22 protein-coding genes are annotated in these 24,404 nt (G+C 72.4%); 7 read left to right on the forward strand and 15 right to left on the reverse strand.

What is annotated here, in order from left to right; translation table 11 throughout:
- Window positions 1–147: 147 nt before the first annotated feature.
- Both mnmA and ACK99Q_RS15800 read right to left on the reverse strand, forming a co-directional pair.
- Window positions 148–1,245: a tRNA 2-thiouridine(34) synthase MnmA gene (mnmA, locus tag ACK99Q_RS15795; protein WP_410187077.1), complete on the reverse strand. Its 1,098-nt coding sequence runs from the start codon at window positions 1,243–1,245 to the stop codon at window positions 148–150.
- Window positions 1,242–2,450 (reverse strand): cysteine desulfurase family protein, encoded by a 1,209-nt coding sequence (locus tag ACK99Q_RS15800; protein ID WP_410187078.1) that lies wholly within the window; start codon window positions 2,448–2,450, stop codon window positions 1,242–1,244. Before ACK99Q_RS15800 ends, mnmA begins: the two co-directional genes overlap by 4 nt.
- A 110-nt stretch (window positions 2,451–2,560) precedes the next feature.
- Between ACK99Q_RS15800 and ACK99Q_RS15805 the strand changes: the two genes are divergently transcribed.
- Complete coding sequence (locus tag ACK99Q_RS15805; RefSeq protein ID WP_410187079.1) at window positions 2,561–4,267, forward strand: alpha/beta hydrolase; 1,707 nt, start codon at window positions 2,561–2,563, stop codon at window positions 4,265–4,267.
- Window positions 4,264–4,710 (forward strand): hypothetical protein, encoded by a 447-nt coding sequence (locus ACK99Q_RS15810; RefSeq protein ID WP_410187080.1) that lies wholly within the window; start codon window positions 4,264–4,266, stop codon window positions 4,708–4,710. Before ACK99Q_RS15805 ends, ACK99Q_RS15810 begins: the two co-directional genes overlap by 4 nt.
- A 1-nt stretch (window position 4,711) precedes the next feature.
- On the opposite strand, the gene ACK99Q_RS15815 is transcribed toward ACK99Q_RS15810, so the two are convergent.
- Genes ACK99Q_RS15815 through ACK99Q_RS15860 form a run of 10 tightly spaced genes read right to left on the reverse strand, consistent with a single transcriptional unit; the run spans window position 4,712 to window position 13,415 of the window.
- Window positions 4,712–7,357: a BTAD domain-containing putative transcriptional regulator gene (locus ACK99Q_RS15815; protein ID WP_410187081.1), complete on the reverse strand. Its 2,646-nt coding sequence runs from the start codon at window positions 7,355–7,357 to the stop codon at window positions 4,712–4,714.
- Window positions 7,358–7,370: 13 nt separating this feature from the next.
- Complete coding sequence (locus ACK99Q_RS15820; protein ID WP_179425404.1) at window positions 7,371–7,775, reverse strand: TadE/TadG family type IV pilus assembly protein; 405 nt, start codon at window positions 7,773–7,775, stop codon at window positions 7,371–7,373.
- The gene (locus tag ACK99Q_RS15825; RefSeq protein WP_410187082.1) at window positions 7,772–8,188 is read right to left on the reverse strand and encodes a TadE/TadG family type IV pilus assembly protein; all 417 of its coding nucleotides are present in this window, start codon (window positions 8,186–8,188) and stop codon (window positions 7,772–7,774) included. The genes ACK99Q_RS15820 and ACK99Q_RS15825 overlap by 4 nt, the downstream gene beginning before the upstream one ends.
- A complete protein-coding gene (locus ACK99Q_RS15830) occupies window positions 8,185–8,574 on the reverse strand; it encodes a TadE/TadG family type IV pilus assembly protein (RefSeq protein WP_410187083.1) in 390 nt (129 codons plus the stop codon). The genes ACK99Q_RS15825 and ACK99Q_RS15830 overlap by 4 nt, the downstream gene beginning before the upstream one ends.
- A gap of 4 nt (window positions 8,575–8,578) precedes the next feature.
- A complete protein-coding gene (locus ACK99Q_RS15835) occupies window positions 8,579–8,782 on the reverse strand; it encodes a Flp family type IVb pilin (RefSeq protein WP_179425408.1) in 204 nt (67 codons plus the stop codon).
- A 26-nt stretch (window positions 8,783–8,808) separates the two neighbouring features.
- Entirely contained in the window at window positions 8,809–9,714 is a 906-nt protein-coding gene (locus ACK99Q_RS15840; protein WP_410187084.1) for a type II secretion system F family protein, read from the reverse strand.
- On the reverse strand, window positions 9,711–10,565 hold the full coding sequence (locus ACK99Q_RS15845; RefSeq protein ID WP_410187085.1) for a type II secretion system F family protein: 855 nt from the start codon (window positions 10,563–10,565) through the stop codon (window positions 9,711–9,713). The genes ACK99Q_RS15840 and ACK99Q_RS15845 overlap by 4 nt, the downstream gene beginning before the upstream one ends.
- Entirely contained in the window at window positions 10,565–11,872 is a 1,308-nt protein-coding gene (locus ACK99Q_RS15850) for a CpaF family protein (protein WP_410187086.1), read from the reverse strand. Before ACK99Q_RS15850 ends, ACK99Q_RS15845 begins: the two co-directional genes overlap by 1 nt.
- Window positions 11,872–12,648 (reverse strand): hypothetical protein, encoded by a 777-nt coding sequence (locus ACK99Q_RS15855; RefSeq protein ID WP_410187087.1) that lies wholly within the window; start codon window positions 12,646–12,648, stop codon window positions 11,872–11,874. Before ACK99Q_RS15855 ends, ACK99Q_RS15850 begins: the two co-directional genes overlap by 1 nt.
- Window positions 12,645–13,415: an SAF domain-containing protein gene (locus ACK99Q_RS15860; RefSeq protein WP_410187088.1), complete on the reverse strand. Its 771-nt coding sequence runs from the start codon at window positions 13,413–13,415 to the stop codon at window positions 12,645–12,647. Before ACK99Q_RS15860 ends, ACK99Q_RS15855 begins: the two co-directional genes overlap by 4 nt.
- 201 nt (window positions 13,416–13,616) lie before the next feature.
- On the opposite strand from ACK99Q_RS15860, the gene ACK99Q_RS15865 reads away from it, so the two are divergent.
- Together ACK99Q_RS15865 and ACK99Q_RS15870 are read left to right on the forward strand one after the other, a co-directional pair.
- Entirely contained in the window at window positions 13,617–18,173 is a 4,557-nt protein-coding gene (locus ACK99Q_RS15865) for an FtsK/SpoIIIE domain-containing protein (protein WP_410187089.1), read from the forward strand.
- Between the two features lie 179 nt (window positions 18,174–18,352).
- Entirely contained in the window at window positions 18,353–19,282 is a 930-nt protein-coding gene (locus ACK99Q_RS15870) for a hypothetical protein (protein ID WP_410187090.1), read from the forward strand.
- A gap of 104 nt (window positions 19,283–19,386) precedes the next feature.
- Here ACK99Q_RS15870 and ACK99Q_RS15875 read toward each other — a convergent pair whose 3' ends face one another.
- The 3 genes from ACK99Q_RS15875 to ACK99Q_RS15885 all read right to left on the reverse strand — a co-directional run bounded on the left by ACK99Q_RS15875 (window position 19,387) and on the right by ACK99Q_RS15885 (window position 21,261).
- Window positions 19,387–20,349: a hypothetical protein gene (locus ACK99Q_RS15875; protein WP_410187091.1), complete on the reverse strand. Its 963-nt coding sequence runs from the start codon at window positions 20,347–20,349 to the stop codon at window positions 19,387–19,389.
- The gene (locus ACK99Q_RS15880; protein WP_410187092.1) at window positions 20,319–20,891 is read right to left on the reverse strand and encodes a DUF6318 family protein; all 573 of its coding nucleotides are present in this window, start codon (window positions 20,889–20,891) and stop codon (window positions 20,319–20,321) included. The genes ACK99Q_RS15875 and ACK99Q_RS15880 overlap by 31 nt, the downstream gene beginning before the upstream one ends.
- A 64-nt stretch (window positions 20,892–20,955) precedes the next feature.
- Window positions 20,956–21,261, reverse strand: coding sequence for a WXG100 family type VII secretion target (locus tag ACK99Q_RS15885; RefSeq protein WP_410187093.1), 306 nt, complete (start codon window positions 21,259–21,261; stop codon window positions 20,956–20,958).
- 203 nt (window positions 21,262–21,464) lie between these two features.
- Here ACK99Q_RS15885 and ACK99Q_RS15890 point away from each other — a divergent pair, with 203 nt between their 5' ends.
- The 3 genes from ACK99Q_RS15890 to ACK99Q_RS15900 are packed head-to-tail and all read left to right on the forward strand — an operon-like array spanning window position 21,465 to window position 24,403.
- Window positions 21,465–21,809: a hypothetical protein gene (locus tag ACK99Q_RS15890; protein ID WP_410187094.1), complete on the forward strand. Its 345-nt coding sequence runs from the start codon at window positions 21,465–21,467 to the stop codon at window positions 21,807–21,809.
- A 9-nt stretch (window positions 21,810–21,818) separates the two neighbouring features.
- Window positions 21,819–23,804 (forward strand): DUF6571 family protein, encoded by a 1,986-nt coding sequence (locus ACK99Q_RS15895; protein ID WP_410187095.1) that lies wholly within the window; start codon window positions 21,819–21,821, stop codon window positions 23,802–23,804.
- 2 nt (window positions 23,805–23,806) lie between these two features.
- Window positions 23,807–24,403, forward strand: a complete 597-nt coding sequence (locus ACK99Q_RS15900) for a hypothetical protein (RefSeq protein ID WP_410187096.1) — start codon at window positions 23,807–23,809, stop codon at window positions 24,401–24,403.
- The last annotated feature ends 1 nt before the right edge of the window (window position 24,404 follow it).

Raw genomic sequence — 24,404 nt, forward strand, 5'->3', positions numbered from 1 at the left:
GGGTGGGCGGTGAGCTGTCAACCGAACCCCGGCAGGCCGGTGAGCCCTCAACCGCATCCGACCCCCGAAGGGTTCACCACTCACCGCCCCACCAAGGGAAGGGTTGACCACTCACCGCCCTCCCAGGGGGGCCGGGCCCCGGGGGGGTCAGGCGGCGACGGAGCGGGAGGTGCGCGAAATGGTGGCCGAGCCGACCACGCGGGTGCCGGCGTAGATCACGCAGGCCTGGCCCGGGGCGATGCCGGTGGCGGGGTCGCGGAGCTCGACCCGGACGACGTCGCCGTCCACCGTGACGGTGGCGCGGTGCTCGTCGCCGTGGGCGCGCAGCTGGACGGTGCAGTCGAGCGGCTCGGTGGGCGGCTCGTCGCACCACAGCGGCTTGATGCCCTCGATCGCGTCGATGGCCAGGTGCTCGCGCGGGCCCACCGTGACGGTGCCCGAGACCGGCTCGATGTCGAGCACGAAGCGCGGCTTGCCGTCGGACGCCGGGACGCCGAGCCGCAGCCCCTTGCGCTGGCCGATCGTGAACGCGTACGCGCCGTCGTGGGAGCCGACCTCGGCCCCGGACTCGTCGACGATCGGGCCGGGACGCGGACCGAGCTTGTCGGCCAGCCAGCCGGCGTTGTCGCCGTCGGCGATGAAGCAGATGTCGTGGCTGTCGGGCTTGTTCGCCACCTGGAGGCCGCGGCGGGCGGCCTCCTCACGCACGAGGGTCTTCGGGTCGTCGCCGAGCGGGAACACCGAGCGCTCCAGCTGGTCCTGCGTGAGGACGCCGAGGACGTAGGACTGGTCCTTGCCGTGGTCGACGGCGCGGTGCAGCTCGACGACCTCGCCGCCGGGTCGCTCGGAGGTCGCCAATCGCGCGTAGTGCCCGGTGACGACGCCGTCGAAGCCGAGCGCGACCGCCCGCTCGAGCACCGCCGCGAACTTGATCTTCTCGTTGCAGCGCAGGCACGGGTTGGGCGTGCGGCCCGCCGTGTACTCGGCGATGAAGTCGTCGACGACCTCGTCGGCGAACTCGTCGCTCATGTCCCAGACGAAGAACGGGATGCCGATGACGTCGGCGGCGCGCCGGGCGTCGCCCGCGTCCTCGATGGAACAGCAGCCGCGCGCGCCCGAGCGGTAGGACCGCGGGTTGCGGCTCAGCGCGAGGTGCACGCCGGTGACGTCGTGGCCGGCGTCGACGGCACGCGCGGCGGCGACGGCGGAGTCGACCCCGCCGGACATCGCGGCGATGAGCCTCATCGGGTGCGGCTCCGGACCAGGCCGGCCGAGCGGGCGCGCTCGTGGACGGCGGGCAGCACCTCGAGCAGGCGGTCGACGTCGGCCTCGGTGGAGGTGTGGCCGAGGCTGAACCGCAGCGAACCGCGCGCGGCGGCGTCGTCGAAGCCCATCGCGAGGAGCACGTGGCTGGGCTGGGGCACGCCGGCCTGGCAGGCCGAGCCGGTGGAGACCTCCACGCCCTGGGCGTCGAGCAGCATGAGGAGGGCGTCGCCCTCGCAGCCGGGGAACGTCACGTGGGCGATGTTCGGCAGGCGGTGCGTGGGACCCGGCTCGGGATCGCCGTTCACCACCGCCTCGGGCACGACGCGCGCGATGCCCTCGACGAGGCGCGTGCGCAGCGCCTCGATGCGAGCCGCGTTCTCGGCCTGGCGCTGCACCGTGAGCTCGAGGGCCGTGGCGAAGCCGGCGATCAACGCGACGCCGACCGTGCCGGAGCGCAGGTCGCGCTCCTGCCCGCCGCCGTGCAGCAGTGGCGTGGCCTCGATCTCGCGGCGGATCACCAGCGCGCCCACGCCGACGGGGCCGCCGAGCTTGTGGGCGGTGACGGTCATCGCGTCGAGGCCCGTGCCCGCGAAGTCCAGCGGCAGGTAGCCCGCGGCCTGGACCGCGTCGGAGTGCACGGGGATCCCGTGCGCGCGGGCGATCTCGACGACCTCGGTGACGGGCTGGATCGTGCCCATCTCGTTGTTGGCCCACATCGTGGTGATCGCTGTGACGTCCTCGGGACGGGCCTCGATCGCCTCGCGTAGCGCATCGAGGCGCACCCGACCCTGCCGGTCGACCGGCGTGACGTCGATGCGGGCGCCCTCGTGCGCGGCGAGCCACGTGACGGGGTCGAGCAGCGCGTGGTGCTCGATCGAGCTGAAGACGATGCGGTCGCGCTGCGGGTCGGCCGACCGGCGCGACCAGTAGAGCCCCTTGATCGCGAGGTTGTTGGCCTCGGTGCCGCCGGAGCAGAACACGACCTCGCTGGGACGGGCGCCCAGGCGCTCGGCGATCGACTCGCGCGACTCCTCCACGACACGGCGGGCGCGGCGGCCGGCCTCGTGCAGGCTCGAGGGGTTCCCCGTACGGCGCAGCTCGTCGTGCATCACCTCGACGGCTTCGGGCCACATCGTGGTGGTGGCCGCGTGGTCGAGGTAGACGCGATCGGGGGTCGTGCTCATCGTCTCCAGCGTAATGGGGGCGCACGAGGGCCGCCCGGGCCGTCCAGCCGCGGTTGCCGAGCCCGTGCGGCGCTCATAGATTGACCGGACACGGACCATCGGGGGGACGCGTGCGGGTCGAACTGGATCACGCCCTGCTGCTGGCCGCGCGCGGGGAGATGCGGCGGCTGGCCCAGTCCGTCGACTCCGAGTCCGCTCTCGCCGCGGCGACGTCGCCCGTGACGCTCCCGAGTCTGACGCCGCTGCGCGAGAAGGCCACGTGGCTGCACGAGCAGCTGCCGATGGTGGGCGACCTCGCCGCGATCGCCCTGCTGCTCGACGAGGACGGCGACGGCACGACCGTCGTCACCGTGCCCGAGGGCGGCTGGGATCCCGCGACGTTGGTCGGGCAGGCGGGCGACCAGCGGTTCGGTCCCGGGTTCGTCGAAGCGACGGGACTGGAGGGAGAGGAGCTGTCGGCGCTGCTCCTGACACTCGGATCGGTGGGCCGCGACCTGCCCCCGGGATCGGTCATGACGCCCGCCGAGCTGCGCCGGTTCGTCGTCGACCATCCCCGCGTGGCCACGGCGCTGCAGTCGACCCAGCCGCATGGCACGGGGCCGGCGGGCACCCTGCGCTCCCTCGTCGGGCCGTTCATGACCGCCACGGGCGGCGCCGCCGAGGTCTGGGAGCAGCGCCGTTCGGACGCGCGCGACCTGTTCGCGAGCCTCTCCCCCGACGACGCCGCGATCCTCGCCATGACCTACCCCTCGCTCGTGGGCAGCCTCTCCGGTGTCCCCTTCGCGAACCGCGCCCACGCGAACGCCGTGAACGTCGTCGCGGCGCTCGCGGACGAGCGCCGCGAGCTGGCCGACCTGCGCGAGCAGCACGCCCGGAACCAGGACGACTGGGACTTCCTCGGCCTCAACAACGACGACCTCGAAGGGCTGATCCGTACCCTCGAAGACCGCATCAGCCTGTACGAGTCGATCCTCGAGGACGACCGCACGATCGTGTTATTCGACCCGGCCGGAGACGGCGCGATCGCCGAGCTGCACGGCACGATCGACGGCCACACCCGCAACGTCGGGGTGCTGGTGCCGGGCACCGGCAGCGACCTGTCGAACTACGAGGGCGGCGTGGCCCGCCGGTCGCGCGGCTTCGTCGCCAACAACGCCGCGGGCGAGCTGGCGATGGTGTCGTGGATGGGCGGCGACCTGCCCGACGACATCGTCGCCGACGCGCCCTTCGCCAGCTACAGCCTCGACCTCGGTCCCCGGCTGGCCGAGTTCTCACGCGACCTCGACCAGGAGATCGGCAGCGTCACCGACTCCCGGCCGAGCGTCACCGTCGCGGGGCACTCCTACGGTGGCGCCGTGGTGGGCCGGTCCGAGCTCAGCGGGCTGGTCGCCGACCGCGTGCTGCACATCGAGTCCGCCGGGATGGGGCACGACGTCCGGGACTCCGACGACCTCCCCGCCTCGCAGTCGTCCGTGGACCGCTACTCGATGACCGCCCCGGGCGACGTGATCGAGCTGACCCAGGGCGTCCAGATCGGCGACGTCGGGCACGGCGCCGACCCCGACCTGTTCGACGGCACCACGCGGCTGCACACCGGCGACCGCGTCGACGGCTCGCTGAACACCGGCCCGGACTCGCACTCGGGCGTGTTCGAGGAGCAGAGCGACGCGTGGAGGAACATGTACGAGGTGTTCACCGGTGGCGTCGTGCAGACGTATCACTCGCCCGAGTACCAGGTCCCTCGGTCGCCCTACGGCCCCGCGATCCCCGTGCAGGTGGGCTGGCAGGACGACGGCGAGAGGATCGACATCGGATGAGGCGCACGGTGGCGGCGCTCATGCTCTGCGGGATCGTCCTGGCAGGGTGCGGCAAGGAGGACGACATGGACCTGCAGGAACGGGCCGAGGCCCGCGCGGCCGAGGCGCGCACGCACGTCGACGACCTGGCCGCCCGCGTGGGCACCGACCCCGAGGTCGTGCAGGACGAGCTCGGCGACTGCGTGCCGGGCCAGGAGGACAGCGGGATCGACCTGTCCTACGCCGTGCACGTCGCGGTGGACGACACCGCCGCCGAGCGGCTGCGCGGCGAGATCGCCGACCACTTCGCCGCCGAGGGCTGGGAGGTCAAGCCCGACCCCGTCGACCCCGCGCGCGACGAGGTCAGCGTCCGATTCGCGAAGGGCCCCTTCACGATGGGCGCCAACATCAGCACGACAGCCGGCCGGGCCGCGGTGAGCGGCTCCGGCGGCTGCGTGCGCTGACTCAGGAGATCTGCGAGCCGCGGTGCGGCAGCAGCTCGTCCACGAGCGTGGCGGTGGTGTGGTCCATCGGCTCGCCCGCGAGCGCGGTCTCGAGCTGGTCGACCGCCACGGCGACCGCGGACGCGCCGCCGGTCTCGTGACGGGCGCGCAGGATGATCCGCCACGCCTCCTCGTGCGTCGGGTAGATCCGCAGGATCGCGCCGGCCGCCGCCGCGGAGCCGGCCGGGTCGCGGCCGTCCTGGAGCAGGGTGGCCAGACGCAGGGCGGCGTCGATGACGAGCTCGCCGATCGTGCGCGGCAGGTCGAGCGTGGCCGCCCAGGCGTAGCGACCGCGCGGAGCGCCCTCGAACGCCGGGCCGCGCACGAGCTTGAGCGCGCGACGCAGCAGGTCGATCTCGTCGCGCGGGAACTCGGCCCGGCGGCTGGCGATCACGAGGTGGCGGAACGCGTCCCAGTCGCACACGACGTCGGGGCCCAGCGACAGGCGCCCGTCGAGGCTCTCGCGCAGGCGGTGGTGGCCTTCGCGGTCGGAGCCGAGCCACACGCGGGCGCGCTCGATGTTGGCGTCGCGCACCTCGGGGGTGACGCCGAGCGGCCACACGGCGCCGGCGAGCACGGTCGGGTGCACGCCCTCGGGGTGCAGGGCCAGGAACGTGATGATCTCGGTGAGGACCGTGGCGCGACGCTCGGTCTGCTCCCCCGGGCCGTCGACGACGACCGAGCCGAGGATGCCGACGCGGCTGGTCGCGGTGAGCCAGGCGGCGTCGTCGGCGTCGCGACGCGGCAGCGCGATGGCCACCCGGTCGCCGTCGCCGGGACGCGTGGTCAGGCCGGCCGAGGCGAACAGCGAGGCGACTGCCTCGGCGTGATGGGCGCCGATGCGGTTGGCGGTGACGGCCAGGCCGAGCTGGGGCACGTGCAGCGTGCCGTGCTCGTCGACGTGGAGGCGCCAGCGCGCGGCGTCGTGGTCGCCGACCGCGATGGCGGCCGTGCCCGGGTGGGCCGCGGCCACGCCGGCGAGCCGCTCGAGCGCGAAGCCCGGCGACTGGCTGCCCACGGCCAGGATCGCGACCTCGTCCTCGCGGCGGCGGCCGGTGAGGACGTCGTCGGCGCGCGAGGCCTCGAGCTCGGAGGCCGCGGACTCGAGGTCGTTGACGATCGTGACGCGCTCGGCGACCGACGCCACCGCGGACGGCAGGCCCGTGGCCAGGACGCGGACCGACCGCGACCAAGGGCTGACGGCGGTCTGCAGGACGAGCGAGGTGATGACCTCGGCGCTGACGTGCAGGTCGCCACCGACGGTGATGAGACCACCGGACGACGCGAGGTCGACGAGGACGTCGCGGCCCTCGGTGTCGACGCCGAGGCTGACCAGCGACGGGTACGCCGGCTCGGCGTCCTCGGGCGCCTCGAGCGTGGAGAGGTCGGACGTCAGGCGCCAGACGGCGCCGTCCTCGACGGCCTCCCAGCCCTCGACCGCCTCCGGGACGGCAGGCGCGAGGTGCAGGGCCACGTCGTCGTGACCGACGACGGCCGCGTAGGCCGCCGGGACGTCGACGCCCGCGCGCTCGCAGGCGTCGGTGAGGTGACGCAGCACGGTGTCGAGCGCGGCGGCGCGCTCGGGATCGGCGGCCAGGCGCAGATCGGCCTCGGTCTCGCGGGCCCTCTCGTCGGGCTCGCCGCCGGGACGACGGCGACGCGCCACCGCCAGCGCGGCGAGCAGGCCGCTGGCCAGCAGGCCGGCGCCCATCCACCACGCGGTGGACTCGGGGGCCTGGGCCGTGGAGTCGGCCTCGACGCCGCCCGCGTCGGACGTGCCGCCACCGCCGCCGCCCTGCGAGCCGGCGGGCGGGGTGACCGGCGCCTGCTCGACCGGCACGCGGTCGACGCCGCTGGCGTCGCCGGGCATGACGAGCTGCCAGCCGGGCTGGATCAGCCGGGCGAGCTCGAGCTTGCGACCGTCGAGCTGGACCTTGTCCTTGTTGAGCTCGTAGATCTCCTTGTAGCGGAAGCCGTCGCCCAGGTGGCGCTCGGCGATGTCCCACAGGTTGTCGTGGTAGCCGTCCTTCGGCGCCTTCACGGTGTAGACGAGCTCGCCCTCGAGGCGGTTCTCCACCTTGTCCGTGGCCGCGGGCTTCTCCTCGGGCGCCGGGGTCACGGCGTCGACGACGGCCGCCGCGACGGCACCGGTCTGCGGGGCGATGTCGGACTCCGACGGGCCGGCGGCGTTCGCGGCGGGACCGGCGACCAAACCGGTCACGAGCAGACCTCCGATGAGGGCACGCGCGAGGTGCTGCAGCGGGCCGGCGAACGGCACGGTGCGCGCGAGGCCGCCGCGACGCGTGGCGACGATCTCGAGCACGACGCAGACCACGAACACGAGCCACAGCAGCCAGACGATGCCGACGAGCACCGACACCAGGTCCTCGGGACCGAGCTGGCGCGCGAGGTCGCGCAGGGCCGGCAGCTCGGTGGGGATCGGCGGGGCGCCGCCGAGCAGCAGCAGCGCGACGGGAAGGCCGACGAGCAGCGCGACGAGCGCGAGTGCGGACCCGATCCGCGAGGCGACCGACGAGGACTCCTCCACCGGGGCAGGTGCGAGCGACTCGAAGCGGCTGGCGTCCGGGGTCAGGGTGGGATCAGTCATGGTGCTCCTCAGGTCAGGAGGTGGCGGCGGTCGCGGTGGCTCGGGCGGTGACCGGGTACTGGTTGATGCCGATGAGCTTGAGCATCGTGGTCTCGCTGGTGTCGCGGACCTCGATCGCGACGGTGTTGGCGTTCACCGTGATCGAGAACTGCGAGGCGGGGTAGCCCCGCGCGCTGAGGAAGTCCTGCGCGTAGAGCCGGGCCAGTCCGGGGTCGACCGCGAGCGCGCCACCGCTGCGCAGCTGGTCGACGTTGACGGCGTTGGCACCGGCTCGGGCGGCCTGCTCGGCGTCGTCGGCGACGCGCATCCGGGCGTTGATGCCCATGCCGCCGTCGATCACGAGGCCGGCGCACAGCATGAGCACGAGCGACATGCCGAGCACGAAGATCGTCGCGCCTCCGCGTTCACGCCTGCTCATCCGAACCTCCGGTACTGGTCGATGGGGGCACTGCTGCTGGCCTCGAAGTCGCGGCTGCCGGTGAGGCCGACGAAGCCCAGGCCGTCGTTGGAGACGCGGCAGCGGATCGTCACCTCGACCACGCCGCCCGCGGCGAACGTGCCGCCGATGTTGGCCACGTCGCACGAGGAGAAGCGGTCGTCGACGTCGCTGGCGTTCGCGGCCTCGTACGCGGCCGAGTACGCGGCGGACTGGCTCCGCTCGAAGGAGGCCGCGCGGGCGGCGTCGCGGGCGGCGGACTCGATGTCGGCCCGGACCGTGACGTAGCGGCCGCCGGCCAGCACGAGCATGAGGAACATGACGAGGATCGGCACCATCAGCACGACCTCGACCGACATCGAGCCGCGCTCGGACCTGCGCATCCGGCGGATCACGGCGTGTCCTCCTGGAACTCCTCGATGCGGCCCTGGGCCACTTCCTCCACGCGCGGCGAGCCGATGAACGGCAGCAGCTGGTTGGCGCGTCCGGAGACGGTGGCCCGCATGCTGTCGCCCACCTGCACGACGGTGACCTGCGGTCCGCGCAGGACACCCCGGCCGAGCTGGTTGGCCGAGGAGATCCCCTTCGTGCGGCCCTGGTCGGCGTCGCCGGTGACGCGGGCGACGCGCGAGGCCTCGCGGGCCGCCGCGCTGGCGGACTGCTTGGCCAGGTAGGTCAGCGCGAACTGGATCGTGATGATCATGGCGATCATGAGCAGGGGCGTGTAGAGGACCAGCTCGATCGCGCTGGCCCCCCGCTCGTCCCGTGCCCGAGATCGCATCGGATCAGGGGTTCTGGATGTTGTTGCCGATTTCGTTGGCCTCGCCCTGGAGGGCGTTCGTCAGGATCACGCCGATGATGCCGCAGACGGTGACGAGGACGGCCGCGATGACGACCCACTCCACTGCGGAGGCACCCTCCTCGCGGCGCGCCTTGTCGAGGCGGGCGCCGAGCATCGTGACGAGGTAGCCGAGTGCGGGGTTCAACATGTGCTTCTCCTTCGGGTGCGGTGGTCTCAGAGACCGGCGATGCCGGACAGCGCCGGGTAGATCAGGAAGACGAGGAAGCCGGCGGCGAGCAGCAGCTGTGCCACCAGCATGGACTGGGACCGCTCCTGGGCGCGGCCTTCGGAGTCGGCCAGCTCGCGCTGGCGCATCGACGCCGCTCGGGCGGTGAGCGAGTCGCGGACCTTGGCGCCGTCCTCGGCCACGAGGGCCAGCGCCGCGGCGAGGTCGCGCAGCTCCTCGACCTTCATGTCGTCGCCGAGGCGACCGAGCGCGGCCCACGGGGTGATGCCCTGCAGCCGGGCGTTCTCGATGGTCTCGCGCAGGCGGACCATCCCCCAGCCCTGGCTGACGCCGGCGGCGGCCGAGAGGGCCTCGGGCACGCCGCGGCCGCCGGCGAGGTTCATCGACACGAGGTCGAGGAAGGCGCTGACGACGTGGCGGAAGTCGCGGCGACGGTCGGTGGCCTCGGAGTGCAGCTGCAGCTGGCCGAGCACCGCGCCGCCGAGGGCGCCGAGGATCGCCAGCCACAGCGGCAGTACCGGGCTGATCCAGCCCGCCACCATGAACGGCGACAGCATGAGGGCCGGCGCGAACGCGCCGACGATGGCGGCCACGAGCGTGTTGCCCAGGTGGCTCTCGACCGAGCGGTCGACGACGGAGAGGTCGGAGCGGATGCTCGCGGGCAGCTCGATGCCGCGGTCGTTGAGCAGCCCGGCCACGCGGGCGCCGAACTTCTCGCTGCGCGACTCCTCGGCCTCGAGCGAGGCGCGGCTGGGACGCACGCCGCCGCGGCGGCGCTGGACGTCGAGGCGGGCCAGCTCGGAGGCGGCCGTGGCGTGGAACGCGGGCGAGCGGCTGAACAGCAGCCACAGGCCGGCGCCGGCGATCGCGCCGCAGATGAGGATGAGGGTCATCGCGCCTCCTGCTTCGTCAGCAGGAACCGCTCGGGCGTCTCGAACTCGGACAGGCGGCGCATCCAGATGAAGCCACCGGCGAACAGGCCGATGACGACGAGCAGGACGATCTGGCCGATCGGCGTGGCGTACGGCGCCACGTAGTCGCGGTTGAAGATCGACAGGATCAGCACGAACGCGATCGTGATCGCCATGACGATCTGGACGCTGCGACGCGTGCTGGAGCGACTGGCGGCGATGCGGCGGCGCATGTCGAGGTCGGCGCGCGCCGACTTGGCCAGCGACGTGAGCACCTCGCGCAGGCCGGGGCCGCGCAGCCGCGCGTTGAGGATGAGGGTGGCGACGATGAGGTCGGCGCTGGGGTCGTCGATGTCGTCGGCGAAGCCCTGGAGCGCGGTGGGCAGCGACGTGCGGACCCGCAGTCGGTCGGTGAGCCGGATCAGCGCGGGCTTGATGGCCGGCGATGCGGCGTAGGCGGTGGCCGGGATGGCCTGCTCGAGGCCGACGGCACCGGCGATCGTGTCGCGCAGGGACTCGGTCCAGGCCGCGAGGCCCTCGAGCCGCGCCATCGCGCGCTTCTCGCTGGCCAGGCCGCCGAAGAGCATGGGCGCGAACCACACGAGCGCGCCCACCGCGATGGCCAGCACCGGCCAGCTGGTGAGCAGCAGCACGAGGAGTCCGGCGCCGGCGCCGAGCAGGGCGCGGCGCGCGCTGCCCTGCAGTCGGTCGCGCAGCGAGGGACCCGGACGCTTCGGGGTGTCGTCGTGGTCGGACATGCCCACCACGACGAGCAGGATCCCGGCGCCGACCACGGCGCCGAGGAGCGTCACCATCAAGGCCAGGGACAGCATCAGTACGCCTGGCCCTCGTAGGCGGTGGGCCGGTAGCCGTGCATCTGGAGGTCCTCGATGCAGCTGACCGCGGCGGCCGCGTGGGCCATGCCGTCGGGACCCTCGGCGAAGACCTCGCTCGACAGCACGCGACCGTCGACGCCGTTGACCTCGCGGACCGAGGTGATGACGCGGCGCAGGCCGCCACCGGTCTGGAACTCGTTGCGGCGCTCCACGAAGATCACGAAGTCGATCGCGCCGGCGATGAGCATCATCGTGGCGTCGGCCGGCAGTCGCTCCGCGGACTGGATCGCGTAGGTGCAGATGCGGTTGAAGACCTCGAGCGAGGAGTTCGCGTGGATCGTCGACAGCGAGCCGTCGTTGCCCTGGCTCATCGCGTTGAGCATCGTGACGATCTCGTCGCCGAGCACCTCGCCGACGATGACGCGGCTGGGGTTCATGCGCAGCGAGCGGCGCACGAGCTCGGACATGTGGATCGCGCCCTGGCCCTCGGAGTTGGGCAGCCGCTCCTCGAACGCGACGACGTTCGGGTGCAGGTCGGGGAACTCCCCCAGGCCCAGCTCGAGCGCGCGCTCGACGGTGATGAGGCGCTCCGCCGGCTTGATCTCGTTGGCCAGCGCACGCAGCAGCGTGGTCTTGCCGGCGTTCGTGGCGCCCGCGATCATGATGTTCTTGCGCGCCGCGATCGCCGCGGACAGGAACGACGCCAGCTCGGGCGTCATCGTGCCGCTCTCGATCAGCATGTCGAGCGACACCCGCGCCAGGCGCGAGCGGCGGATCGACAGCGACGGCCGGGGCGTGACGCCCATGACCGCCGAGAGGCGGCTGCCGTCGGGCAGGCGCAGGTCGAGCTGCGGGTTGGCCGTGTCGAACGGGCGGCTGGTGAGGCCGGAGTAGGCGCCGAGCACCTGCACCAGCTCGACGAGCTCGTCGTCGCTGTCGGCCACGGGCGGCATCCGCCGCTCCTCGCCGTTGGCGTAGCCCACGAACACGTTGTCGCAGCCGTTGATGTCGATGTTCTCGACGTCGGGGTCGTCCAGCAGCGGCTGGAGCCGGCCGACGCCGTACAGCGCGGCGTGGATGCCGTCGGCGAGCTCGGCCTCCTCGCTGCCCGAGAGCGGGGCGCGACCGGCCGCGATCTCCTGGCGCGCGTAGGACTCCAGGACGCGCGCGATGATGGCGCGCGCGAACTGACGCTCGTCCTCGGTGGACATCGAGGGCAGGCCGGCGGCCGCGTCCTCGCGACGCTGGCGAGCCAACGTGTCGGCGACTTCCTCGCGCAGGGTGCGCAGCAGTTGCTGGTCCATCAGATCTCCTGCGCGACGGTGGACGGAGCGGCCAGGGCGCGGACCCGGGGCACGAGGTCGACGAGCGACCGCGAGAACAAGGACCGCTGCACGGCGCGCGAGGACGAGGCGGCGCCGCGGGCGGCGGCCTTGGGGTCCCAGGCGATCGTGCCGAGCATCGTGACGTCGAGCTCGGACGCGGCGAGGAGCCGGCCGATGTCGTCGACGGCGCGCTGGTCGCGGGGGTCACCGACCACGGCGACGCCGACGCGCGTGGCGCCGGGGCGGCCCAGCGACCACGGCTCCTTCACGGTGGAGAGCCGGTCGCGCAGGTGCGCCACCGCGGCGATCTCGGAGCGGACGAGGAAGACGACGGCGTCGGAGCCCTCGACCACCGGACCGGCGGGTGAGCCGGCGATGAACCGGCCGGCGTCGGCCAGGACGTCGCCCGGGTGGGCGCGCAGCGTGCGCTGCAGGTGCGGCCAGGCCGGGCCGAGGCTCTGCGCCTGGCGCGGCCCCGAGGCGCCCACGAGGACGTCGATGCCGTGGCTGGTCTCCTGCAGGTGGTCGGCCAGGTCGACCTCGTCGCCGGAGCGGACCGCCGCACCGAGGGAGACCAGGCCGCGCTGCTCGTCGAGCGCGTTGTCGTCGGCGTCGCGCTCACGCGTGGCGACGTCGCCCCCGATGGGGTCGAGGTCGGCCACGACGACCGGCTCGGGCCAGCGCGCGGCCAGGCCCATCACGGCCGTGCTCACGCCCGGCGAGCCCTTCGCGGAGACGAAGCTGATCACGTTCATCGGCTGCTCGCCAGGCTGCGGAGCCGGTCGGAGTCGGTCACCGCCACCCCGCGGTCGACGAGCGACATGCCGATGCGGTTGTTGCCCGCCGCGTCGACGATCGCGTCGGCGACCTCGAGCGGGACGAGCAGCGTGGCCGCCGAGCCCTTCGCGTCGCTGCCGCCGCCGAGCACGCCGCCACCACCGGACTGGACCGGCGGGCGGATGACGAGCGCGAGCGCGAGCGGCTGGCTGGGCGTCTCGCCCTCGCCGATGCGCACGACGCGGACGAGGTCACCGGAGTCGAGGTCGTCGGGGACGCGGCCCTCGACGAGCGGCACGCCGACCTCGGCGCGCTGGCCACCGCTGAGCGGGTTGGTGCGCACGAGCATCGTCGTGTCGAGCAGCTGGCCCTCCACGAGCGGGACGCGCGAGTACGTGCCGAGCACGCTCGACAGCGCGCCCGACGGGACGATGAGGTCCGACTCGGTGGCCACGTTGGTCTCGCCGAGCATGTCGCGCGTGATCTCGGTGCCGGCGGGTACGTCGGTGTTGACGACCAGAACCGGGTCGCGCGAGTCCATGCGCAGGGCGAGCAGTCCGGCGAGCGCGGCACCGCCGACGATCAGCAGGACGCCGAGCAGCGCCACGGCCGGACGGCGGCGACGCGGAGGCGTGGGACGCGGGGCCGACGGTGCGGCTCGTCCCCCGACCCCCCGGGCGGTCCGTGCGCGCTGGCGGTCCTGGACCGCGTCGCCGACCGAATCGGTGCTGGTGCGCATCGACATGAAGTGGCTCCCCCTTGCAGACGTTGAGGTGCCCCACGAATGGACTGAAGACACGCTCCCTCAGCGCAGCCCCCCGCAGGAACCACCACAGTCTAGCCCGATGCAGCCATCTCGTCCTGTCGGGTGGGCGACGTCACGAAGGCGCCCCCGGTGCCTGCGCTCGGGCCGAAACGCGGCGTCCCACCCTCTACGCTGAGGTCCATGCGATTGCTCGTCACCGCGGAGGCGGCATCGTCGGGGGAGATCCGAGATGCCATCGTCGCCTATTCCGCCACGAGCACGGTCGGGGATCTCGAGTCCGTGCTGCAGCAGCTCTTCGGGATGCGCAGCCCCCACGCCGACGTCGCCGACGTCATCGACCTCGACGCCCGCCGCGGTGGAGTCGACCGCACGGGCCCGGGCGTCTTCCTCGGCTCGCGCCGCCTCGACCCCGCCGACACCCTCGCGTCGGCCGGCATCCGCCACGGCGTGGTCGTGGGCCTCGGCGGCCCCAGCCGCCACCGCGAGCGCGAGCCGCAGGGCCTCGTCGAGGTCCGCGTCAGCTCGGGCCGCGGCGCCGGCCGCGTGCACCGACTCGGCATCGGCACCTGGACCATCGGGTCGGCGAGCCACTGCGCGATCCGCGTCGACGGCGCCCCCGACGTGGCCGCCCGCCTCGAGGTCGACGCGCAGGGCCGGGTCGTCGTCACGGCCGACGAGTCCGCGCGTGACCTCACCCTCCCGATCCCCGAGCGCCGCGAGCCGCCCACCGAGCCGATCGTCCTGCAGGCCAGCGTCGCCACGCGCCAGCAGCGCCGCTTCCGCCGCCGCAAGCCCGGCCTGAGCGCCTTGCAGCAGGGCCGCCAGATCGATCCCTCCGCTCCCCTGCCGCTCGTGCGGCTCGACCGTGAGCCGGTCACCGCGTCCGTGACGTGGGAGCCGGGCGCCGTCCTCGGCGTCGCCGACGTGCTGTTCGAGCTGGGCGCGGTGAGCGCGCCCGACGCCTCGCTGTCACCGTCGGCCAACGGACCCGAGCTGGACTACAACCGTCCGCCGCGACTGCACCCGCCGGCGCGCACCCGCGAGTTCTCGTTGCCCACCGAGCCGAAGAAGCCCGACAAGTCGCCCATCCCGCTGGTGATGATGCTGTCGCCGATGGTCATGAGCGGCTTCATGTACTGGCGCACCGGCTCGATCTTCTCGCTGATGTTCATGATCCTGATGCCGATCATGATGCTGCTGAACGCCACGGGCACGCGGCGCCAGCAGAAGGTCCGCTACCAGGAGCAGCTCGCCGAGTTCCACCGTCGCCGCGCCGACGTGGAGAAGGCCGCCGTCACGTCACTGGCCGACGAGCGGGGCCAGCGCCGCTCCATCTACCCCGACCCGGCCTCGGTGCTCCTGTTCGCCACGGGCCCGCGGGCGCGCCTGTGGGAGCGCCGGCGCTGGGATCCCGACTTCCTCGAGCTGCGCCTGGGCACGAGCGACCTGCCGTCCGACGTCATCGTCAAGGACTCCACCCGCGAGCAGCACGAGGGCCCGCTGCGCTGGACCGCGCCCGACGTGCCCGTCATCGTGCCGCTGGCGCCCACCGCGGTGCTCGGCGTGTGCGGCCCGTCCGACCAGTGCCTGTCCACCACCTCGTGGCTCGTCGCCCAGGTCGCCGCGCTGCACTCCCCCACCGACGCCTCCGTCTGGGTGTTCACCGACCGCGACAACGCCCCGGCGTGGGAGTGGACGAAGTGGCTGCCGCACGCGCGCACCAGCGAGGACCACCCGCGCGCCGCCCGGCTCGCACTGGACGAGGACGACCGCGCCTCGATGATCTCCGAGCTCACGCACCTGGTCGACCGGCGCAAGGAGCTCGACACCGACGAGCGCGAGGCACTGCCCTCGGTCGTCGTCGTCCTCGACGGCGCCCGCGAGCTGCGCATGGCGCCCGGCATGACCTCGCTGCTCAAGATGGGCGCGTTCGTGCACGTCTACTTCATCTGCCTCGACCGCACGCGCCGCGAGCTGCCCGAGGAGTGCCGCGCCATCGTCGAGCTGCACGGCGACCTGCTCGACCTCGAGACCACCGCCGAGCGCCACATCGACGCCGTGCGTCGCGACGAGGTCGACGGCGTGTGGCTCGAGCGGCTCGGTCGCGCGGTCGCGCCGATCCGCGACGTCAGCACCGAGGACCTGAGCTCGAGCCTGCCGGCCGCCAGTCGCCTGCTCGACGTGCTGAGCCTCGACTCCCCCACCGGCCAGGACCTCGTCCGCCGCTGGGCCGGCGGCGGCCGCACCACCAAGGCCGTCATCGGCGAGGGCCTCGACGGACCGTTCCGCATCGACGTGCGCGCCGACGGACCGCACGGCCTCATCGCCGGCACCACCGGCTCGGGCAAGTCCGAGCTCCTCCAGACGATCATCGCGTCGCTGGCGGTGGGCAACCGGCCGGACGAGTTCAACTTCGTCCTCATCGACTACAAGGGCGGCGCGGCCTTCATGGACTGCCAGCACCTGCCCCACACGGTCGGCATGGTGACCGACCTCGACGGCCACCTCACGACGCGGGCGCTCGAGTCCCTCGGCGCCGAGCTGCGGCGACGCGAGCACCAGCTCGCCGACGCCGCGGCCAAGGACATCGAGGACTACCTCGCCGCCCGCCAGCCGGGCGACGAGCCGATGCCACGACTGCTCATCATCATCGACGAGTTCGCCGCCCTCGTGGCCGAGCTGCCCGACTTCGTCACCGGCCTGGTCGACGTGGCCCGACGGGGTCGCTCGCTCGGCGTGCACCTGATCCTGGCCACGCAGCGCCCCGCGGGCGTCGTCAACGCCGAGATCAAGTCGAACACCAACCTGCGCATCGCCCTGCGCGTCACGGACGCCAACGACTCCGACGACGTCATCGAGTCCAAGGTGGCCGCCGAGATCCCGAAGTCGTTCCCCGGCCGGGCGTACGCGCGCCTGGGCCACTCGTCCCTGACGCCGTTCCAGAGCTCGCGCGTCGGTGGCCGTCCCGCCGGCTCCGAGCGCGCCGAGCTGCGCACCCGCGGCTTCGGCGTCGACGAGCTGGTGGCGCCGCCGGCCGCCGCGAAGTCCGACGAGGACGACGTCTCGATCCCCACCGACCTGGCCACCCTGGTCGGCGCGGTGCGCGAGGCCAACGAGCTCATCGGCCTCGAGCCCATGCGCAAGCCGTGGCTGCCGCCGCTGCCCGAGACCCTCGTCCTCGACGACCTCGAGGCGCCCACCGCGCCCGACATCGGCGCCGAGCCCGTCATCGCGCCGATCGTCTTCGGCCGCGGCGACCTGCCCCACCTGCAGCAGCAGGAGGTCGCCTCGTGGGACCTGCAGAACGCGGGCCACCTGGTGATCGCCGGCCAGTCCCGGTCGGGCCGGTCGTGGTCGCTGCGGGCGATCGCGGCGGCGATCGCCCGCCAGACCGCACCCACCGACGTGCACGTCTTCGGCATCGACGCCGGCAACAACGCGCTGTTGCCGCTCGTGTCGCTGCCGCACGTGGGCGCCGTCGTCACCCGCACCCAGATCGACCGGATCTTCCGCCTGTTCGACCACCTCGGCCGCGAGCTCACGCGACGCCAGCAGCTGCTGGCCGAGCAGGGCTTCGCCGACATCGGCGAGCAGCGCGCAGCGGTCGCCGGCCCCGACCGGCTGCCGTACCTCGTGGTCCTGCTCGACCGGCTCGAGGGCTTCACCAGCGCGTTCGAGTCCGTGGACGGCGGCGTCCTGCTGGAGCGCCTCGTCGGACTGCTGCAGGAGGGTGTGGGCGCCGGCATCCGCATCGTCATCGGCGCCGACCGCTCGGGCGTCCTGGGGCGCTACGCGCTGCTGGTCGACGACCGGATCGTCCTGTCGATGAGCGACCCGTCCGACTACTCCGTCGTGGGCCTGCCCACGAAGCAGGTGCCCGCGCACATCCCGTCGGGTCGCGGCTTCCGCGCCGGCGAGCGGCCTCAGGAGGTCCAGTTCGCGATGCTCGACGCCTCGGGCGAGGGCACCGCGCAGGTCCGCGCGATCCACGAGCTCGGGCGCGCCGTCTCCGAGCGCTACGGCGACATCCCGCGCGAGCTGCGACCGCACCGCATCGACGAGCTGCCCGTGGCGATCAGCCTCGACGAGGCGCTCTCGCTCGAGCCGTCCGAGGCCGCGCTGAGCCCCAGCTTCATCCCGGTCGGCGTCGGCGGCGACACCCTCGCGTTCGAGGGCTTCGACCCGCTGTCCACCGGCCCGGGCTTCCTCGTGGCGGGTCCCCCGCGGTCGGGGCGCAGCTCGGCTCTCGTCGTGCCGATCGGCCAGCACCTCGCGCACCGGCGCGACGTCCTGGTCATCGCGCCGCGCCGCTCCCCGCTGCGCGACCTCGACGACCGGCGCCTCCAGCAGTTCACCGGCGCCGAGCCGATCGAGGAGATCCGCGAGGCCATCGGGCGGCTGCGCACCCAGCACCTGATCGTCGTGGACGACTTCGAGGTCCTGGGCGCGGACTCGCCCATCGGCCAGCTGCTCGGCGAGACCTACGGCGCGATGCGCGACACCCCGAACGCGATGATCATCGCGGGCGGCATCGACGAGCTCGGCTCGGTCTACCGCGGCCTCCCGTCCGACCTCAAGCGCGGCCGCACGGGCCTCATCCTGTCGCCGCGCGCCTCGAACGACGGCGACGTCCTCAACGCCCGCCTCCCCCGCTCGGTCGGCGCCGCGGTCCCGCCCGGCCGCGGCCTCCTCATCAACCCCACCGGCTACCGCTGGGTCCAGGTCCCCAAGGCCTGACCGCGGTCTCTCGCCTCCGGCGAGCGAGATGTGTAGCGGTATCCACCCTTTTTCCGTCGGATCGGCCGAGAAGCGGTGGATGCCGCTACACATCTGGCGCTGGGGACAGCGGGTCTCCCCGTCCACAGGGTTCCTGGCGGCTGTTCCCTCCGTCCTCCCCCGCCCGTCAGCCTCGGGGGATGCGCGAGATCCCCGAGTCCTTGACCGGCCGGCCGTTCACCGTCGCCGAGGCTCGGGCGGTCGGTATGAGTGCCCGGATGCTCGACGGCGGTCGCTTCCGGCGGCTGTTCCGCGGCGTCCACGTCCTCGCCTCCGAGGAGCCGACACCGCGGACGTGGCTGAGGGCCGCGGTCCTGGCCGGCCCTTCCGACGCGGTGGTCAGCCACCGCACCGCGCAGGAGCTCTATGGACCCGAGCTGAGCGGAGCCGACGACCGCATCCACGTGTCGACCCGACGCAACGCCGTCAGCCGGAACGAGCGGATCAGGGTGCACCGACGTCTGCACCCGATCGCGTCACACGAGGTCGACGGCCTCCTGGTCACGACGCCTGCGCGCACCTTCGTCGACTGCGCGCTGTCGCTGACGTTCCTGCAACTGGTGGTCTTCGGCGACTGGCTGATCCACCGCGGTCTCGTGGAGTTCGACGAGCTGCTGCACTACTGCCGCGGTCGGCACCTCGACGGCGTGGTCAACGCCCGGCGCGCGATGCAGTACCTGGTGGCCGACGCGCGCTCACCCATGGAGACGCTCGTGCGGCTCATGATCGTGCTCGCGGGACTGCCACACCCGGCGTGCAACGTGACGCTCCTCGACGACGCCGGGCACCTGGTCGCCACGCCCGACCTCCAGTGGGCGCGCTTCAAGGTGGTGGTCGAGTACGACGGCGTCTGGCACGAGCGGTCGCCCGACGACCGGCGCTGGCAGCGCGACCGGCGCGAGGCGCTGGAGCGGCGCGGCTGGACCGTGATCGTCGTCCACGACACCGATCTCGCGAAGCCGGTCGCGATCGTCACGCGAGTTCACCACGCCCTGGTGCGCGGCGGCTACCGCGGACCTCGCCCTGTGTTCAGCCCGAGGTGGCACCGCGTGGTCCGTGAGCGGGTCTGACGCAAGAAATGTGTAGCGGTGTCCACCGGAATCCGGCCGGATGGCTCGAAAAACGGTGGACACCGCTACACATCTCGCCCGCCGGAGGCGGGAACGGCGGAGGGTCAGTCGACCTCGGTGACGACGGACTGGATCTCGCCGACCTCGAGGGTCTGCGGGGCCGAGGTCCGGTCGATCGGGGCCGGCAGGTCGATCGGACCCGCGGGCGTCGTGATGCGCACGGTGTACGCCACCGAGACGGACACGTCGAACGCACCCGAACGGGCGTAGGCGTGCTCGACCGCGTCGGCCTGGCCGACCGCGGCACCCTCGACACCCACGCCGCTGCCCGAGCGACCGTCACCGAAGGACCACGTCGCCGAGCCGGGCGTGAACTCCACGGGGATCTGGAAGCCGAGGATGTCGACCGTGACAGTGGTGGCCTCCGCCTCCGCGGCGAAGTTCGTCGGGATGTTGACGTACGAGCGGTCGGCCGGCTCGATCACGAAGGTCGGCGTCGGCGCGAGCGCGAGCGCCCGCTCGATGATGTCCTCGGTGGTGATCGTCGGCGGCTCGGACTCGTTCGGCTCGTCCTGTCCGCGGCACGTGATGCCGGCGCTGCTGAAGTTCTCCTCCGTGGCGCGGTTGTCCGCCCCCATGGCGCGCTCGAACACGCGGTAGCTGTACTCGCCATCCACCGGGCAGACCGCGTCGAAGGCGGTGCACAGGACGTCGTTGATCGTCTCGTAGTCCCTCACGCCGGGACCCGTGGCACGGACGGAGTTGTCGGCGCAGTTGGGCACGTAGACCCGCTGCGTCCACGGCACCGGCACGCTGATGGCGCCTCCGCCTCCACCACCACCGCCGCCGGGGTTGCCCTGCTCGCCGCCCTCGGAGCCGCAGACGTCGACGCCGCCGGAGCCGGCCTCGCCGCCCCATCCGCCGGGGCAGTCGTCGGCCGCGGCGGGAGCGGCCGTGGACAGCTGAAGGGCCGCCACGAGGCCTGCGAGCAGGACCGTGGCGGACAGGAGCGCGCCGACGCGGCGCGCGAACGAGGTCAGCCCAACTGGTAGCGCAGCAGCACCCATTGGTCGTCCTTCCACTGAAGATCGGCCGTGAAGGGCAGTGCCTCGGCCGCGTCGATGTTCGTCGTCTTCTTCTTGCCGTCGGTGGTGACCACGGACTCGCCCGCGGGCACGTCCATCGTGAGCTTCACCTGGTAGAACACATCGTCGTTGACGGTGGGCTTCTCGGCCAACTCGTAGGTGACCGGACCCGACAGGATCGACTGCTTGTTGATCTTGCCGTCGTCGTAGTTGTTCGACCACTCGCGGCAGGTCTCGCACGAGCCGAGGTCGGCGATCGAGGTCAGGGCGGGCACGTCGGAGGTGGCCATCATGTAGAAGACCGTGTTCGCGGCGAACTCGGCGAACTGCTGGGCGCCTTCGACGCCCTGCTGATCGGCGGGCCGCTGCGGACGCGCCTCGGCGGTCCACGTCTCGGCGGTGGGCGTCGTCGTGGTGGCGGACGCGCTAGGCCGCGGGCCCGCGGTGTCGTCGTCACCGCCGCCGCACGCGGCGGTCAGTCCGAGCATCAGCGCCACTGCAGCGGCGGCGATGGTCCTGCGCATGGGTGCTCCCTTCGGCACAGCCGAGACGCCCGGCCCCCACGGGAGGCCGGGCGTCACAGGCAGGTCAGCGAGGCGACTGCAGGGGCGACAGCACGGGGTGCTGGTCGGCCTCCTTGGCGCCCTCGGCGAACTTGTTGTGCTGGAAGGCGACGTCGGTGCCGGCGTTGGCGAACGCCTGGCACAGCTGCGTGAGCGCCTGCTTGAACTGGACCCAGGCCTCGTTGAACTCCTTGGCGCCGGTCGACTGCCACTCCTCGTTGGCCTGGTTCAGGGAGCCGTCCACGTTGTTGACCATCGTGTCGGTTTCCTGCATCGACTTGTTCAGCGTGTTGTACAGCGCGTAGAGATCTTCGATCCGAGCTTGCACCATGGGTTTGTCTCCTTCGTGAGTTCGTCCCCCGATTTATTCGAACGCAGGGACCAGGATGCTGGGCACGAGCGTAACGGACGAATCGCACGGCGGCAGCCCTACCCGACCATCGGACATGGCCCGTTGTGACCATGCCGGGCTGACGATGTCGGCGATCGACGGTACGCTGGGCCTGCCGAAGCACACCATCGCCGGGGGAAACGATGACACCTGAAGACACCGAGGACACGACCGAGCCCAACCTGTTCCGGGGGACGCTGCAGTCCGCCAGGACCACGGTCACCAACTGCGGGAACAACGTGTACGCGGGCTACGGATCGCCGCTCGAGGCGATCGCCAACCCACTCGCCAACGGCGGCTGGGTCTGCACCGAGGCCGACTCGTGGATCGCCGAGCTCAAGGAGCAGTGCACCGGCATCCCCGAGGCCTTCGACGACGCCGTCGCCACGATCCAGGCGCGCATCGGCTCCGAGCCCGACCGGGTGCCCGAGAACGACTGGCGCGGGAACAACTGGCCGCGCCAGTGGCGCATGCAGAGCATGTACTGAGGGCGGCCCATGACCACCGTCACCATCAAGATCGACGAGATCAGCGCTGCCATCACCGCGATGGAGGACCTCTCCTCCGAGGTCACCTCCCAGGCGGCGGTCGCGCGCTCCGCGTCCCCGATCAGCCTGCCGAGCCTGTCCGAGAGCACCTTGGGCAAGAAGACCCGCTGGCTCGACGACCACCTCGAGGACCTCACCACGCGCCGCGACCTGGCGATCCTGCTCGACACCGAGGGCACCGGAACCGCGTCGTACACCGTCACCAGCGACACGCTGTCCAACGTCAAGGAGATGCTCGGCCAGGAGCTCGCCTCCGCCGCGAGCAACATCGACGCCACCTCCGACCAGGACCAGCTCGACCACCTCGCGGGCCTGCTCGAGACGTGGAACGAGGACCCCGACGTCATGGCGGCGATGTTCACCGAGCTCGGACCGGACGGCACCGTCGGCTTCCTGGCGAACATCTCCTCGGCGATGGGTTACGGCGGCGTTGGTGACCCCGACGTCTACACGGCGCTCGCCGAGGACTTCCGCACCGGCCTGGCCACCGCCTCGAACGCTCCCGGCTTCCCCGCCGAGTCGTTCGGTGAGGAGATCGTCCGCTTCAGCGTCGCTCCCCTGCTCACCGACGAGGAGCAGCGCGCCTTCGCCGAGGAGTTCGGCATGGGCATGAACGGCGCGAACATCCTGACGTTCCTCATGGGCGAGACGAACTACTCCGACGACTTCCTGCTCGGCGCCGCGCGCACGCTCGACGACTTCGAGCGGATGACCGAGGACGGCGTGCTCAGCGCGCAGGACTGGTACGGCCACAACGGCCACGGGCCGTTGCCCACCGGCAACGAGACCGGCTGGTACGACGACCCGATGGCGATGATCATGCACAACTTCGGGGAGAACCCCGAGGCCGGGCTGACCTTCTTCACCGAGTCCACCGAGGACGGCTGGGACCGCCAGACCTACTACTTCAACGACCGTGAGTGGAAGGCCGACGGCTACGGCGGCATCTCGCACGCCGTCGAGGGCATCGGCACGTCGGTGGAGAACCTCACGAACGACCCCGAGGCCACCACGGGCCTGGTGTCGCGGTTCCTCGACCAGGTGGCCAACAGCCCCGGCTTCAACGCCAACGACGCGCAGCCGGCCTCGCCGTACATCGCCGACCTGCTGAAGTTCTACATGCCGGCCGTCGACACCGCGCTGCGCTTCCCGAACGAGGACGGCGCCGGCGGCTCGACCTCGCTGACGATCGACAACTTCGGGTCGTTCGACCACTACCCGATCCTGTTCACCGACGACCTCGACTCGCTCATGCAGGTCTCGATGAGCACGCCCGAGGGCATGCAGCGCATCGCGGAGGGCGTCGGCGTCTACCAGCAGACCCAGATCAACAACATCGCCGCGGCCCTCGAGGCCAACCCCGACGACCCCGACCTGCGCATGCAGCTGCGCGACGTGCTGCAGCGCTCGGCGGCCCTTCAGGGCTTCGGCGAGTACTCGGTCGGCCAGGTCGAGATCGACGGCGCCGAGGATCGCGACGCCCAGCGCCAGGCGTTCATCGACCTGGTCAGCGACGCCACCAGCCTCGTGCCCCTGCCCGGCGCCGACGTGGTCGGCGAGTTCGGCAGCGACCTCATCGACTTCGGCTTCAGCCAGGCGGTCGACCTGGGCACCGACGCGGCCGGCAACGCCTTCACGTCCGAGGGCGCCGCCGCCACGGACAACGCCAACGACCGGGCTGCGGCCGGCACCAACCGGGTGAAGATCACCGCGTACCTCGCGCTGGTCGAGTCGGGCGTCATCCCGCGCGACGAGGTGCCCGACTCGTTCTTCCAGAACGGTCGCCTCATCAGCGCGGCCGACATCCCGCCGGACCAGATGTCCTCGTACGCCCAGACCGCGATGTCGGGCGTCAGCTCGTACGCCTCCAACAACGACCTCGAGGGGCCGTACCGGGACGAGTTCCTCGAGTACTACGGACCGGCGGGAGAGTGACGGTGCGACGTCTGGTGATCGGGGCCGTCGCGTGTGCCGCCCTCCTGGCGGGCTGCGCCGACGACGAGAACGGCGGCGAGGGCGGCACGGACGGCGACGCCGTGCCCAGCACGCTGCTGCAGCGTGACGACCTCCCCGACGTCGAGAAGGTCACCACCGACGACCGCTCGATCCTCACCAAGACGAACTGCGCCGACATGGACGGCGAGTACAACCTCACGATCACCGACAGCGACGACGTCAGCGCGCTCTACGTCCTCGCCGACGGCGACCAGGTGAGGTCCTCGCTGCAGGGACCCGCCCAGAACCAGACCACGGTCGACCACACGCTCGAGCAGGTCGACACCGCGGTCACCGCGTGCTCGGCTCCCGGCGCCGCCACCGGCACCTTCACCCGCATCGAGGGCCTGCCCGACGGCGCGGTCGGCTTCCGCACCGTCACCGAGACGTCCGAGGGCCCGCAGACCACCGAGCGCGCGTACGCCGCCGCCGACGACGTCACCGCCGTCGTGGTCACCGTCGACCACGTCGGCGAGGGCGAGCCCGCCGTCACCGCGGCCGAGCTGCTGCCGAAGGCGCTCGAGCGCGCGCAGGGCTGAC

The organism is Aeromicrobium sp. MLTX1, from assembly GCF_046452335.1.
In the GTDB taxonomy this organism is placed as follows: domain Bacteria; phylum Actinomycetota; class Actinomycetes; order Propionibacteriales; family Nocardioidaceae; genus Aeromicrobium.

Excerpts from the sequence above, each read along its gene's own strand:
- mnmA (WP_410187077.1), bottom strand. The coding sequence starts at position 1,245 with ATGAGGCTCATCGCCGCGATGTCCGGCGGGGTCGACTCCGCCGTCGCC.
- ACK99Q_RS15800 (WP_410187078.1), bottom strand. The coding sequence starts at position 2,450 with ATGAGCACGACCCCCGATCGCGTCTACCTCGACCACGCGGCCACCACC.
- ACK99Q_RS15810 (WP_410187080.1), top strand. The coding sequence starts at position 4,264 with ATGAGGCGCACGGTGGCGGCGCTCATGCTCTGCGGGATCGTCCTGGCA.
- ACK99Q_RS15815 (WP_410187081.1), bottom strand. The coding sequence starts at position 7,357 with ATGACTGATCCCACCCTGACCCCGGACGCCAGCCGCTTCGAGTCGCTC.
- ACK99Q_RS15820 (WP_179425404.1), bottom strand. The coding sequence starts at position 7,775 with ATGAGCAGGCGTGAACGCGGAGGCGCGACGATCTTCGTGCTCGGCATG.
- ACK99Q_RS15830 (WP_410187083.1), bottom strand. The coding sequence starts at position 8,574 with ATGCGATCTCGGGCACGGGACGAGCGGGGGGCCAGCGCGATCGAGCTG.
- ACK99Q_RS15835 (WP_179425408.1), bottom strand. The coding sequence starts at position 8,782 with ATGTTGAACCCCGCACTCGGCTACCTCGTCACGATGCTCGGCGCCCGC.
- ACK99Q_RS15840 (WP_410187084.1), bottom strand. The coding sequence starts at position 9,714 with ATGACCCTCATCCTCATCTGCGGCGCGATCGCCGGCGCCGGCCTGTGG.
- ACK99Q_RS15845 (WP_410187085.1), bottom strand. The coding sequence starts at position 10,565 with ATGCTGTCCCTGGCCTTGATGGTGACGCTCCTCGGCGCCGTGGTCGGC.
- ACK99Q_RS15850 (WP_410187086.1), bottom strand. The coding sequence starts at position 11,872 with ATGGACCAGCAACTGCTGCGCACCCTGCGCGAGGAAGTCGCCGACACG.
- ACK99Q_RS15855 (WP_410187087.1), bottom strand. The coding sequence starts at position 12,648 with ATGAACGTGATCAGCTTCGTCTCCGCGAAGGGCTCGCCGGGCGTGAGC.
- ACK99Q_RS15860 (WP_410187088.1), bottom strand. The coding sequence starts at position 13,415 with ATGTCGATGCGCACCAGCACCGATTCGGTCGGCGACGCGGTCCAGGAC.
- ACK99Q_RS15865 (WP_410187089.1), top strand. The coding sequence starts at position 13,617 with ATGCGATTGCTCGTCACCGCGGAGGCGGCATCGTCGGGGGAGATCCGA.
- ACK99Q_RS15870 (WP_410187090.1), top strand. The coding sequence starts at position 18,353 with ATGCGCGAGATCCCCGAGTCCTTGACCGGCCGGCCGTTCACCGTCGCC.
- ACK99Q_RS15875 (WP_410187091.1), bottom strand. The coding sequence starts at position 20,349 with ATGGGTGCTGCTGCGCTACCAGTTGGGCTGACCTCGTTCGCGCGCCGC.
- ACK99Q_RS15880 (WP_410187092.1), bottom strand. The coding sequence starts at position 20,891 with ATGCGCAGGACCATCGCCGCCGCTGCAGTGGCGCTGATGCTCGGACTG.
- ACK99Q_RS15885 (WP_410187093.1), bottom strand. The coding sequence starts at position 21,261 with ATGGTGCAAGCTCGGATCGAAGATCTCTACGCGCTGTACAACACGCTG.
- ACK99Q_RS15890 (WP_410187094.1), top strand. The coding sequence starts at position 21,465 with ATGACACCTGAAGACACCGAGGACACGACCGAGCCCAACCTGTTCCGG.
- ACK99Q_RS15895 (WP_410187095.1), top strand. The coding sequence starts at position 21,819 with ATGACCACCGTCACCATCAAGATCGACGAGATCAGCGCTGCCATCACC.